The sequence below is a fragment of the Psychrobacter sp. genome (assembly GCF_036731945.1).
Taxonomy (GTDB): Bacteria; Pseudomonadota; Gammaproteobacteria; order Pseudomonadales; family Moraxellaceae; genus Psychrobacter.
Genome location: NZ_DAINDI010000007.1, coordinates 45,443 through 58,415, shown reverse-complemented (window position 1 = coordinate 58,415; position 12,973 = coordinate 45,443). Strand labels below are relative to the sequence as shown.

Sequence of the window (12,973 nt, the reverse complement as noted above, 5' to 3'; positions counted from 1 at the left end):
ACGGTCAGCGGCGCAAATGACAACAATAGCGATAGTGAGATGGATTTTGACTTCGACTTAGCAGAACAGGATAATACTGCGTCAGAAACCAATGCGTCTTTGTCTAAAGATAATTTAAACAACGCTGATGATGAAATAACATTAGATGATGAAGATTTTGTCTTAGATTTAGCAGACTTAGAGCTAGATACGAGCGAAACTAATGTGAGTCTTAATGATGAGTCTATTACCGACGTCAGCTCATTAGAAGACGATCTTGCTTTATCTCTCGTTAGTATAGATGATAATAACGACACACCAGTTGAAGTACAATCATTATCAGATGAAACTTCTGCTGTTATTGATGATAGCTTAAATGATTTTGAATTCGACAACTTTGTTTTTGAAGACCATCCATCAGAGAATAACAGTGCTTTGGAAAGCAATGGCATCGACGAGCTTAGTTTCGAAGATGTGGATGCAGCAGATGATCAAACCAACGAAACAGTAGCGTCTAGTGCCGCGCCAACTACTGGCAGATTCGATGACAATACTTTGATCGATGATAGTTTAGACTTTGACTCTTTAGCAAGCGCTCCAACAGCGACGACGCCTGTTGACGTTGTAAGCGAAGTTGAGAGCAATGTTCAAAGTGAATTTACTGCTGATACTGATGTTGAAGCCACAGAGGACTTTTCATCACGTTTTGCGGCGGACTTTGATTTTGTTAAAACCTTAGACAGCAATCAAGTCACCTTAGACTTAGCCAGTCAATACGTACAATTGGGTGAATATGATAGTGCCAAACGTTTACTTACTGAGGTCATTAAACAAGGTAATAGCGAGCAGCAGAGTCAAGCGCAAGCACTCCTAGATCGCACTGCATAAAAAGTAGCATTTTCTTCCATCAGCAAGTATTCTATTAGCATAAGAATACTTGCTGATTTTTTTTGCAGTTAGCTTTTCTACTATTTAACGTGCTAAATTACTCGTATCATTACTTTCTCCACTACTCCTTGATTGTGCCCCTACTATGCCCTCTTCCGCTATGAAAAGAACACTCTCCACACCTACTCAACTCATTTACGCTGGCGGCACTTTTGGCAGTTATGGACGTCCATTAGCGCCATTATCAGCAGACGTTTTTTTGCCGACGTTGCAACAACTATTGGCTGAACACAATGCATCTACGCACCTACCGCCCGTATCTTGGCTGGAAAACGGTCTGATTAAAGACAGTAGCCAACTTACTCCTAACGATTTTATTCATTTTTATCAGCTGTTGTTATCGGCTTATGCACAAAGCCATAAACGCTTTGTTTTAATTACCGGTACAGACACCTTGAGTTACTTAGGGGCTTTTTTGGCTGAGGCTTTTGCTGGCAGCGATATTTGCGTTGTCGTTACGGGTAGCATGCGCCCCTTACTCGATAGTGAGGTGCTGGATGCTTATACTATTGACGCTCATAGCGACGCTTGGGACAACCTCACTGACGCATTAAAACTGGCGGCAGCTGGTGAGTCAGGCGTGAAAATTAGCTTTGGCGGCGAATCATGGCCTGCACAAACCGTGCAGAAAATTCATAGTCATGACTTTATGGCGTTTACCGGACATTCACGAGCGGCATATCCGGCCAATAGTTATATCAAAAACTTACCAGATACTCGCCGCCAGCATTGGCTAGATGATCAGCAAGCACTGCTCAGCACTATCAAAGAGCAGGCAGAGCAAGCACGCGTTCACGCTTTATATTGTTTGCCAAATGATATAGACGTTTTAAACAATCAGCTGCGCGCCTTATTATCACAGCCGCCTTGTGGCATTATTTTATTAGGTTTTGGCTCTGGTAATGTACCTTATTCGTCAGCTTTAGCAGAAACATTGCAACTGGCTTATGAAAAAGGTCACATGGTGATATGTGCCAGTCAATGCCCGTTTGGCGGCGTTAGTGACACTTATGCGGCGGGCAGTTGGCAATACGATTATCACGTAATTGCCGGCGGCCGCTTAACCATTCCCGCAATTTATGCGCGCTTGCTATGGCTATTGCTGCGTTATGATACCCCAGCAAGAAGGCGTCAGCGTTGGTTAAATAATGTCAATCAGGCCGGTACTACTATCAAAAAACGCTAAATAACTATTCACTGTTTATCACTCTATAAGCTTTAACATGACAATACCTGAGATCGAAAATACTAAAAATGAGCACGCTAATACAACAACTGAAAACCGAGCAACTTACACCTTAGCCATTGCCATCGAGTTTTTAGGTACAAATTACCATGGTTGGCAACGACAACGAGAAGTGCTTGGCGTCCAAGAAGCGTTAGAGACGGCAATCAGCAAGGTCGCCAATGAGCCAGTAGAAGTAGTGGCAGCGGGGCGTACGGATTCAAGCGTCCATGCCAGCAATATGATTGCGCATTTTGTCACTCATGCTTATCGTCCTACCCATAACTGGCTACGCGGCATCAATAGCTTATTACCCGATGATATTGCTCTGCGCTGGATTCAACCGATGCCCGCTGACTTTCATGCGCGCTTTGGCGCGATTGCCCGCCGTTATCGCTATATCACTCTTAATCAAGCCCAGCGCCCTGCTATTTTAAACCATCAAGTGACTCATATTTATGAGCCGCTAGATTTAGCGGCGATGCAATTAGCGGCGGCTGATATTGCCGGTACTCATGATTTTAGTAGCTACCGCGCTGCCGCTTGTCAATCTAATCAGCCTATTCGCCATGTCAGTCACGCCAGACTATTTGCGCATGGGCAGTTTATCGTTTTTGATATTCAAGCGGATGGGTTTTTACATCATATGGTGCGCAATCTGATGGGCACACTCTATGCTATCGGCCGACATGAGTTGCCGCCAGCCGCCTTTTTAGATATTTTAGCTAAAAAAGACCGTACCATTGCTCCGCCGACCGCTTCTGGTGACGGCCTGTATTTTATCAATGCCTACTATCCTGAACGCTTTCAACAGTTATTACCAAAGGCGCCTGTAACGCCTGTTTGGCTTAACCTGCCTGATTAAATATTAAGCGGGCATCATTAATATAAATAGACATACATATCACTTACAAGCTGTCAAGTAAAAATCAGGTACTGTATTGCTTTAATCCGCTAACTTGCGTATAATATGGTCTTATTTTTAATTGATTGATAGATAAAAAATTATGGCAAAAGACGATATTATTGAATTTGAAGGTGAAGTCATCGACACCCTTCCAAATACGTTATTTAAAGTTCGCTTAGAAAACGGACATGAGATCATTGCGCACATTTCAGGTAAGATGCGTAAACATTATATTCGTATTTTAACCGGCGATAAAGTTAAGGTTGAGATGACGCCTTACGACCTATCAAAAGGTCGCATTACTTACCGTGGTAAAAACTAAATTTTTATTATCTAAAGTGGTTATAACAGCATTGATATCAATGCTTGAGTGGTTTAACTGATAATAATAATGACATTGCTAACCTACTCATTATTACCTAGCGAATTTTAGTGTTCTAATATCAGTTTTTTGCTTTTACCATAAAAAAATACCGCTATTGTAGCGGTATTTTTTTGTCTTCATTTCAAGCTTTGAGATTTAAAGCCCTATTACTCTATACATAACAACTTCTTATTTAAACTCGACCGTAGCACCATCTTGAATCACACCTAACAGCGCTAAAGCATCCCAGTTGGTCAGGCGGATACAGCCAGCAGATGCTTGACGGCTAATACGCGCAGGATCAGGCGAGCCATGAATACCGTAAGAAGGCTTACTCAGCCCTATCCATACCAGACCGACCGGATTATTTGGGCCTGGCGGAATGATAGACTTACTGCCATCGTCACCCGTATAGGTGTAATTAGGCTCATGTACTTTTACTTCTACCGTATGCGTACCGGTTGGTGATGGCGTTGCAGTACTACCTACCGTGGTCGGATAACTGGCAATTAAGTTATTTTTATCGTCATAAGCATATAACGTTTCGGTTGCTTTATCAGCAACGACACGGCTCACAGATTTGGTATGTGGATTGCCCGGGTTATAAACAGTAATGGTTTCGCCGGCGCTGAATTTAGCATTAGGATTGAGCGCTTTAAGATATTTTTCGCTCATATGGAACTTTTCTGCTAAGCCTTCCGTTACGCTTTCATAATACATGCCATCGAGCTTGGCTTTGGCTTCTGCGCCAGCAGGAATGGTGGTGGTTTTGATATTAACGTCTGCTTCGCTAAGCTGATAACCAACCAATACTGGCTGCGTCGTTAGCTTGTCATCTTTAGTTAATGCTTGCCAAGTCTCGTTATTTAAATTATCAGTTACCGTCAAGCCATTGGCTTTTTGAAACGCTTGCATGGCTTTAAGTGTATTTTTACCCCAATAGCCATCGACAGGGCCTACGCCATGTTGATTCCAACTTAGTAAACCCTGCAGCTTAGTACCAAGATTACGATCAATCTTAGCGCCTTCTTCCCACGTAGCTGTGTTTATCTTTTGCGCCACCACTGGTAGATTTTCTGTCGTATATTTGATGGTTGGTAAATACTTATTTAACGACGCGGCTGCTTTACTATTACCGGCAACTTTTTGACTGACGCCGTTGGTTACTGGGCTAACATCTTTATTATTGTCAGTTCTAGTATGGTCAGTGGCAGCAAAGCTTGGATTCATCACTAAAGCCGCCGATAAACCTGGTGCTGCTAATGCGCTAGTAATTTTCGTTAATTGATACATGTAAAACTCCTAGAATTATTATTGGTATTGTTCTTATTAGAATTTAATGAAAAATTGATTATCAAGACTCTTTGTTTATAAATATTTTATTTAGAGCTTAATGGTTTTTAAATTATTATGATGTCAGACAAAAATAGTGCAGATAAACAATCTCTACTTTAATGGGCTAATGAGCCATTTATAGTGACAGATCGGCGTGTGAGGATATAACAGCTTTGTGTTAATTAAACCTATATCCTGCGGTAGCTGTGTTAAAAAAAGGCTTTTTTTGCGACTATCTGGGTAAGTCTGTTACGGTGCATAAATGAGCCATATGGGCATAAAAAAACCCATAACTTGCTTGGCAAATTATGGGAATATCATTCTTAAGCTTTAAAACGAGTAGGATATAGAAATATCAGCTTCTATTTAAAGCTGTATTTACTAGCTCAACTTGGCCAATACCGCCTGCCCCATCTCTTGACAGCCTACTTGCTTAAGGCCTGCTTCGCTTCTATCGAGGATATCAATGGTACGTAAGCCATCATCAAGTACCTCACTGACCGCTTGCTCGATCGCTTGCGCGGCGATTTCTTGTTTAAAGGTATACCGCAGCATCATCGCCACAGATAAAATAGTCGCCAATGGATTGGCTTTATCTTGACCGGCGATATCAGGCGCTGAACCGTGGCAAGGCTCATACATCCCTTTACCCGCTGCGTCTAGACTCGCCGATGGTAGCATGCCGATAGAGCCGGTCAGCATCGCCGCTTCATCAGATAAGATATCACCAAACATGTTGCCCGTGACCATCACATCAAACTGCTTAGGGTCTTTGATCAGCTGCATACAAGCATTGTCCGCATACATATGCGATAACGCCACATCGCTATAATCCGCTTGCTGCATCTCAATCATCGTCTGCTTCCACAGCTCGGTGACTTCTAAGACATTGGCTTTATCGATTGAGCAAACCTTGGCGGGTGTACCGGCTGCTTGTGCGCGGGTTTTTGCCAACTCAAAAGCAACTTTACCGATACGCTGAATTTCACTGGTACTATAAACCATGGTGTTATAGCCTTGCTGCTCGCCATTTTCTAGGGTACGAATACCGCGCGGCTCACCAAAATAAATTCCGCCAGTCAATTCACGAACGATTAACAAGTCCAAACCTGAGATAATTTCAGGCTTGATGCTTGAAGCATTAGCAAGCTGCGGATAGAGTTTAGCCACACGCAGATTGGCAAACAAACCAAGCTCGCTACGAATTTTAAGCAGACCACGTTCAGGGCGTTTGCTACGTTCGATACCATCCCACTTAGGACCACCAACCGCACCCAATAACACGGCATCCGCTACGCGCGCCCGTTGGAGAGTTTCTTCTGGTAACGGTTCACCCGTTGCATCAACCGCCACACCGCCAATTAATCCAGATTCTAGGGTCAAACCTAAAGCGAACTTATCATTGACAGCATTTAGCACATCAATGGCTTGAGTCATGATTTCAGGGCCGATGCCATCGCCTGCTAATGTTAAAATCGTTGCCATACTAATCCTTGTGGGTAAATGGGGAAATAAGTTGTTGTTTATGGTATTACCACTTATCGTATTGCTAGCAGGCTTATGCTTATATAGCCTGTTAAAAAACGACTTCTTGGGCAATGAGCTGCGCAAGAAGTCATGGTCTATCGTCGATAGTTAGTACCGTTTTCTATTCAATTTTATCTAGCCCGCTTTGGTTTTCACTTTATTTTTCGCTGCTGATGGCGTTTGAGCAGGCGCAGCCTTAACCACACGAGTTTCTACAAACTCTCCTTGGTGCTCAGCCCCCATCTCTTTACAAAAACGGCGCTTTACGCTATTGCCTTGATAAAGATCGACACATAATGGCTCTGGAGAAGCCGTTTCTAACAAGCTACCTGAATTTGCGCCAGATTTTTTTTGGTAAGCACGCAGCTGATACGTACCTTCTTCCATAAAGTCGTGAATCATCGCAAAACGCTCAACATAGCCCAAATTATTTTCTGGATAAAAATTAATCTGCACTTCGCGCTTCGCAGGTGTGACTCGCGCATAATAATTGGTAAGCCCAGGCATAGCAGACGCTGATAAGGGGACAATTTTAATGGCGTTTTTATGGCTCAGCGGCGTCATATCCATCGCAATGGGCGCGGAGACCTGCTTATTGCCCGCCCGACTTTTGCCATTTGCCTCTTGTGTCTTGACTAGCATAGTGGGATTGATCGGCTCATGAGTCTCACTGCTTATAATGCGTGTCTGATCAATGCGCGCTATTTCACAATGATACGTTCCCACGCAAGCGATATTTACTTCGCCAGCGATGGGTTTTATTTTGCCTGTCCACGCTTTGGCATTCTCTGCCGAGTCTATCTGCTGATAGCCCGTCAACAATTGACAGCCAGATAATAATAAGCTTGCGGCAAGAGCCGTGCCTGTCCATACAGCAAAACGTGTTTTATTCATAATGGCGTCTACTATTTATAAGGAAGAAAATACAATAAGGTAAAAAATAGATTGCCATTCATTTTAGCCACTTAATGCCCATAACTCAACGCTGTATTAGCGCTGAGCTCTTTTTTATGTTGATTAAAATGTTTGAATGAAGCGTTTTTATCAAAGACTAAGCTCTAACCTCATTGAATATCCAAGGTGTTTTTTGCATCATCTTATGCTCATATTCCTTGATGGCATCGCTTTGCTGCAAAGTCAGCCCGATATCGTCAAGACCATTGAGCAAACAATGCTTACGAAACTCATCGACCTCAAAAGCGTACTCTTCACCGCTTGGAGTGATGACCACTTGGCGCTCAAGATCGGCAGTTAATTCATAGCCTTCATTGGCGAGCGTCGCTTTCATCAAAGTATCGACGATGGCTTCATCTAGCACGATGGGCAACATGCCGTTTTTAAAGCAATTATTGTAAAAAATATCTGCAAAGCTCGGTGCAATAATCGTGCGAAAGCCATATTCTGAAAGTGCCCAAGGCGCATGCTCACGGCTTGAGCCACAGCCAAAGTTTCTGCGTGCCAGCAAAATGGTTGCACCTTGATAACGCGGCTTGTTCAGGACAAAATCTGGATTAATCACGCGAGTGCTACTGTCTTGACCCGGATAGCCTTCGTCAAGATAACGCCAGTCATCAAATAGATTGACGCCAAAACCGGTACGTTTAATGGATTTTAAAAATTGTTTGGCGATAATTTGGTCGGTATCGACGTTTGCGCGATCTAATGGGCAAACGATACCCGTTTGAGTGTTATAAGCTTGCATAAGATTTCCTTAAGATATCGATTACTAACGTAAATTTTTTTGACGGTCTAATGAATCTTAAAAGAGCGTGCCATTTGTTTAACAATACTTGTCATTTTAGTTTTTTCGCTTTCAGGATAGTTCAGATGTAATACTGCTTCCTGACCATCCTTAACTTTAGTAACATGATAAAAAACTTGACCGTCTTTTCTATAGCCGCTTACTGTATAGGTTTTATCTTTTAACAGCTCGTAAGTAACTGTCGTGCCTGTTTTATATCTATGCTGCTTCTCTTTTAGATAATCACTATCTGTATAAAAGAAGACAATTGGTGTATTACTCTCAAAGACCAAAATAGTAGCATTAGAATTGGGTAACTTAAAATGACGACCATCACCATTATCTGCCTCAGGCAACCATGTCAATTGATTTGGCACATTGACACAATAGGCAAATCTTCCGTTACAGTAATCACGAGCCATCGCTAGCTGAGAGCTACCCAATAAGCAAAATAAAACAAACAGCATTTTCATTTTTATGCGCTATAGAAATGCAAAGTTAAAACGTGCGCACATCGACGAAATGACCCGCCAACGCTGCTGCTGTTGCCATCGCTGGGCTGACCAAGTGCGTACGACCGCCATTGCCCTGACGACCTTCAAAGTTACGGTTAGACGTTGAGGCACAATGTTCCCCTGGCTCTAGCTTATCGGCATTCATGGCAAGACACATAGAACAACCCGGCTCACGCCATTCAAAGCCTGCTCAGAACCCGCTAAGACGATCGCTTCTTTAATATTATCAGCAACTTTCCGGCCTTTAATCACCGCTGCGGCATCACGTAAATCCTCGATACGTGAGTTAGTGCATGAGCCAATAAAAATACGATCAAGCTGAATATCAGTAATTTTTTGCCCAGCGTCTAAACCCATATAAGTATAAGCGCGTAACCAACCTTCTTCTTGTGCTTCATCAACTGCTTGGTCAGGGGTTGGTACTGACTGGGTAATATCTACGACCATCTCAGGTGAAGTTCCCCAAGAAACCTGCGGCGCAATCTCGCTACCATCCAACTCAATCACGCTATCGAATACCGCGTCATCATCTGAATACAAGGTGCGCCAATAAGCTTCGGCTTGCTCCCACTGCTCCTCGGTTGGCGCATAAGGACGACCTTTGACATACTCAATCGTCGTATCATCGACCGCCACCATGCCGACGCGTGCGCCCGCTTCAATCGCCATGTTACAGACGGTCATACGACCTTCCATGCTCATGTCTTCAAATACTTGCCCTGCAAACTCAATAGCATATCCTGTCCCGCCTGCGGTGCCAATCTTTGCAATAATGGCAAGCACCACGTCTTTTGAGGTCACGCCAGCGCCAAGCTTACCGGTGACTCGGATTTGCATATTTTTTGATTTCTTTTGAATCAAACACTGGGTGGCTAGTACATGCTCAACTTCTGAGGTGCCGATACCATGCGCTAAGCAGCCAAGGGCGCCATGGGTAGCGGTATGCGAATCACCACAAACTACCGTCATACCAGGTAACACCAAACCTTGCTCAGGACCGACTACGTGCAAGATACCTTGACGCGCATCATTAATGGTAAATTCAGCAATATCAAACTTGCTACAGTTTTCGTCCAAGGTCAGCACTTGCAGACGCGATACTTTGTCTTTAATACCAGACACCCCTTCTGCGCGCTCTTTGGTCACTGTTGGCACGTTGTGGTCGGGGCTTGCGATATTAGCCGACAGACGCCATGGCTCTCGGTTGGCAAGCTCTAAACCTTCAAAGGCTTGCGGACTTGTCACTTCGTGCAGCAAATGGCGGTCGATATAAATCAGGCTCGAACCATCATCACGCTTGGTGACTTCGTGAGCATTCCAAAGTTTGTCATATAACGTTTGACCGGCCATGTTGCTATCCTTTTATTTACTAATGACTAAATGGCTTATTACTTTACTAATGAAAGTATGACTTAATCTATTTGCTGGCGCACTTTAAGTTGCTATTTACATCTAATATTTAATTAACCAGAGATTTTATAAAAGCAAATATTTTATAATAATGACTATTTATAGTGCTACAAGCTTAGTAAAACAAGCAATACGCTGTCAAAAATGCGCTTAACAGAATAAATATGTCACAATACGTCTTGATGTCTTGTGATTATAGCAGGCTAATCCTATAATAATAATTGATGATTTTTACATAGTCACAAACTTTTATTTCTAATTCGTTTTGATTAGGTCAGCCAACTTTTAATTATAGCTCGCTACTAGCTAAGGACATCGGTGTGAATACCACAAATTTGACGACATTCGTCACGGTTATGCAAACAGGCAGCATTTCAGGTGCCGCAGAAAAGCTGTTTATCACTCAGCCTGCGGTCAGTAAACGTATTAAAAACTTAGAAGACGAATTTAACATCACCCTATTTGATACAGTCGGGCGCGGTATTGTTCCAACGCAAGCGGCCAGTGAGATGTTGCCTCATGCCAAACGCTGGCTTGAAGATTATGAAAACTTCAAAATCAATCTCCAGCATTCGCAGCATATTGTCTCGGGCAAACTCGTTATTGGCACCAGCCACCATATTGGCTTGCACCACTTAGCCCCAGTACTCAAGCATTTTATTCAAGCCTATCCTGCCGTGCAGCTAGAAGTGCATTTTGTCGATTCAGAAACGGCTCATAAAGCCGTGCTCGATGGCGATTTGTCACTCGCATTTTTAACCTTGCCACCCGTTTACGATAAGCGCTTAACCTATCATACCTTGTGGTCAGATCCGCTTTACTTTATGACTGGTACGTTATCGCCTTTAGCGACTAAGTCTAATGTAACGCTCGAGCAATTGGCGCGCTACCCTGCTATCTTACCGTCTGCCAATACCTTTACCAGCCAGATTACCTTAGCGGAATTTGCCAAGCATAATTTAAAACCTTATGCCACTATGAGTACCAACCCATTAGAATCTATCCGCATGCTGGTTTCTGTGGGACTTGGCTGGTCAGTATTGCCTCAAACCATGGTCAGCCAAGATTTGGAACGTATCGATATGGCCGATAATATCGAATTACAGCGTTATTTGGGCGTGGTCATTAATCCAAAACTTACCCAATCTAGTAGCGTAACAGCTTTACTAGATTTGCTTGCGCCGATTGACTAAACCATCGACTCAATCATTGGCAAGCGATTTTAAATTATTCGCTAAGCAAGATATTTATTCGACAAATGGGCGCGTTCGCATTTGTGTGACTCATACGTTATAATACGTCTGACGTTGTTTAGATAACATAATTTTACCTGAAACTCACTGATAATCATATATTGAAGACTTCTAGTAATATATGATAGTAAGCAGTAGGTTTGATGGTTTTAAATGATTGGTTATATAAGCGGCTGATATTTATAAATGATGATTTGATGCGAGCAAGTGAGAAAATAAGATTGCGCTACAAGTTTGCCGTTTGCATTTCATCATAACTTTGTAGGTATCAGCCCACAACCACACCAATCATATAAAACTAACAGCAGATTTTGAATAAAAGCCATTATGTCCTACTTAATGGCTTTTTTCGTCTTTAGATTTTTTATCTTGAGATACATTGAGATATGGTTTTTAAGCAGCGTCTTATAAGACTCAATTTTTCTCGTTAAAAATAATGACAGCCAACTATGTTGGTTAAGGACAGTTTATATGAACGGAGTTTCTAGTGGCGTGCTGATATCACTTGGCGCCTATTTCTTAGTCATGATTGGGATTGGCGTATATGCTTATTTTAAGCAAGCCAATGATACTGAAGGCTATATGCTCGGTGGTCGTAGTCTAGGCCCTGCCGTAACGGCTTTATCAGCAGGCGCATCGGACATGTCAGGTTGGTTGCTCCTTGGCCTGCCAGGCGCCATGTATGCTGACGGTGTGGTCAGTGCTTGGATCGCCATCGGTTTGACCTTGGGTGCTTTTTTAAACTACATTATCGTGGCACCGCGTCTTCGCGTTTATACCGAAGTCGCTGACAACGCCATCACTTTACCCGATTATTTTGCTAACCGCTTTGAAGACAAATCGCATTTACTGCGGGTTATCTCAGCCGTGGTAATTATCTTATTCTTTACTGTCTATACCGCCGCAAGCTTGGTCGGTGGCGGTAAGCTCTTTGAAAGCTCGCTCAACCTCTCTTACAGTACAGGTTAACCGCTGGCGTCGTCGTCGCTTATACGCTATTTGGAGGTTTCCTAGCGGTATCAATGACCGACTTTGTGCAAGGTATTATCATGCTCTTTGCCATGGTGATTGTCCCTATCGTTGCTTTGACTGACCTTGGTGGTGTAAGCGCAACGACCAATGCTATCAGAGCCATCGATCCAAGCATGCTCGATATTACGAGTGGCATGACAGCTTTAGGTATTATCTCCTTACTCGCTTGGGGCCTTGGTTATTTTGGTCAGCCGCATATTATCGTACGTTTTATGGCGATTCGTTCAGTGAAAGATGTGCCAACAGCACGTAATATCGGTATGAGCTGGATGATTATCAGCCTGATCGGTGCTTGTGTTACGGGTATCGCGGGCCGCGCCTATGTGCAAAAAACGGCAATGACGCTAGATGACCCTGAAACCATCTTTTTGGTATTCACGCAATTTTTGTTCCACCCACTTGTTTCAGGTTTTTTATTAGCGGCCATTTTAGCCGCAATTATGAGTACCATATCATCACAACTACTCGTGGTATCAAGCTCATTGACCAAAGACGTCTATAAGCTTTTCTTTGATAGAGACGCTCCAGAAGCGCGTCAAGTATTGGTCGGCCGTATCTCAGTTATTGTGGTGGCCGTTGTCGCTATTTTGCTGGCGTCTAATCCAGAAAGCTCTGTATTGAACTTAGTTTCTAACGCTTGGGCAGGGTTTGGTGCGGCATTTGGACCTTTGGTTATTTTCAGTCTGACATGGCGCGGCATGAACCGCAATGGCGCTGTCGCCGGTATGGTGGTTGGT

10 protein-coding genes and 2 pseudogenes are annotated in these 12,973 nt (G+C 43.2%); 6 read left to right on the top strand and 6 right to left on the bottom strand.

Annotated features, from left to right (window positions below):
* The 4 genes from V7D75_RS02655 to infA all read left to right on the top strand — a co-directional run.
* The coding region (locus tag V7D75_RS02655; RefSeq protein WP_333613293.1) for a FimV/HubP family polar landmark protein at window positions 1–867 on the top strand (867 nt) is incomplete at its 5' end.
* Window positions 868–1,012: 145 nt separating this feature from the next.
* Entirely contained in the window at window positions 1,013–2,113 is a 1,101-nt protein-coding gene (locus V7D75_RS02650) for an asparaginase (RefSeq protein WP_442968904.1), read from the top strand.
* Between the two features lie 37 nt (window positions 2,114–2,150).
* Complete coding sequence (gene truA, locus V7D75_RS02645; RefSeq protein WP_333613292.1) at window positions 2,151–3,017, top strand: tRNA pseudouridine(38-40) synthase TruA; 867 nt, start codon at window positions 2,151–2,153, stop codon at window positions 3,015–3,017.
* Between the two features lie 142 nt (window positions 3,018–3,159).
* Window positions 3,160–3,381 (top strand): translation initiation factor IF-1, encoded by a 222-nt coding sequence (gene infA / locus V7D75_RS02640; RefSeq protein WP_021814850.1) that lies wholly within the window; start codon window positions 3,160–3,162, stop codon window positions 3,379–3,381.
* A gap of 231 nt (window positions 3,382–3,612) precedes the next feature.
* Here infA and V7D75_RS02635 read toward each other — a convergent pair whose 3' ends face one another.
* The 6 genes and pseudogenes from V7D75_RS02635 to leuC all read right to left on the bottom strand — a co-directional run bounded on the left by V7D75_RS02635 (window position 3,613) and on the right by leuC (window position 9,891).
* On the bottom strand, window positions 3,613–4,716 hold the full coding sequence (locus V7D75_RS02635) for a L,D-transpeptidase family protein (RefSeq protein ID WP_333613291.1): 1,104 nt from the start codon (window positions 4,714–4,716) through the stop codon (window positions 3,613–3,615).
* A gap of 423 nt (window positions 4,717–5,139) precedes the next feature.
* Window positions 5,140–6,243 (bottom strand): 3-isopropylmalate dehydrogenase, encoded by a 1,104-nt coding sequence (gene leuB, locus V7D75_RS02630; protein ID WP_333613290.1) that lies wholly within the window; start codon window positions 6,241–6,243, stop codon window positions 5,140–5,142.
* A gap of 177 nt (window positions 6,244–6,420) precedes the next feature.
* On the bottom strand, window positions 6,421–7,179 hold the full coding sequence (locus tag V7D75_RS02625) for a hypothetical protein (RefSeq protein ID WP_333613289.1): 759 nt from the start codon (window positions 7,177–7,179) through the stop codon (window positions 6,421–6,423).
* A gap of 157 nt (window positions 7,180–7,336) precedes the next feature.
* On the bottom strand, window positions 7,337–7,987 hold the full coding sequence (leuD, locus tag V7D75_RS02620; protein WP_333613288.1) for a 3-isopropylmalate dehydratase small subunit: 651 nt from the start codon (window positions 7,985–7,987) through the stop codon (window positions 7,337–7,339).
* Window positions 7,988–8,034: 47 nt separating this feature from the next.
* Window positions 8,035–8,499 carry a hypothetical protein gene (locus tag V7D75_RS02615; protein WP_333613287.1) on the bottom strand — a complete coding sequence of 155 codons (465 nt, stop codon included), beginning with the start codon at window positions 8,497–8,499 and terminating at the stop codon, window positions 8,035–8,037.
* A gap of 25 nt (window positions 8,500–8,524) precedes the next feature.
* A pseudogene (leuC, locus tag V7D75_RS02610) lies at window positions 8,525–9,891 on the bottom strand (3-isopropylmalate dehydratase large subunit).
* Between the two features lie 380 nt (window positions 9,892–10,271).
* Between leuC and V7D75_RS02605 the strand changes: the two are divergent.
* Together V7D75_RS02605 and putP are read left to right on the top strand one after the other, a co-directional pair.
* The gene (locus tag V7D75_RS02605) at window positions 10,272–11,144 is read left to right on the top strand and encodes a LysR family transcriptional regulator (protein ID WP_144296455.1); all 873 of its coding nucleotides are present in this window, start codon (window positions 10,272–10,274) and stop codon (window positions 11,142–11,144) included.
* Window positions 11,145–11,675: 531 nt separating this feature from the next.
* Window positions 11,676–12,973, top strand: a pseudogene (gene putP, locus V7D75_RS02600) (sodium/proline symporter PutP); the annotation flags it as partial.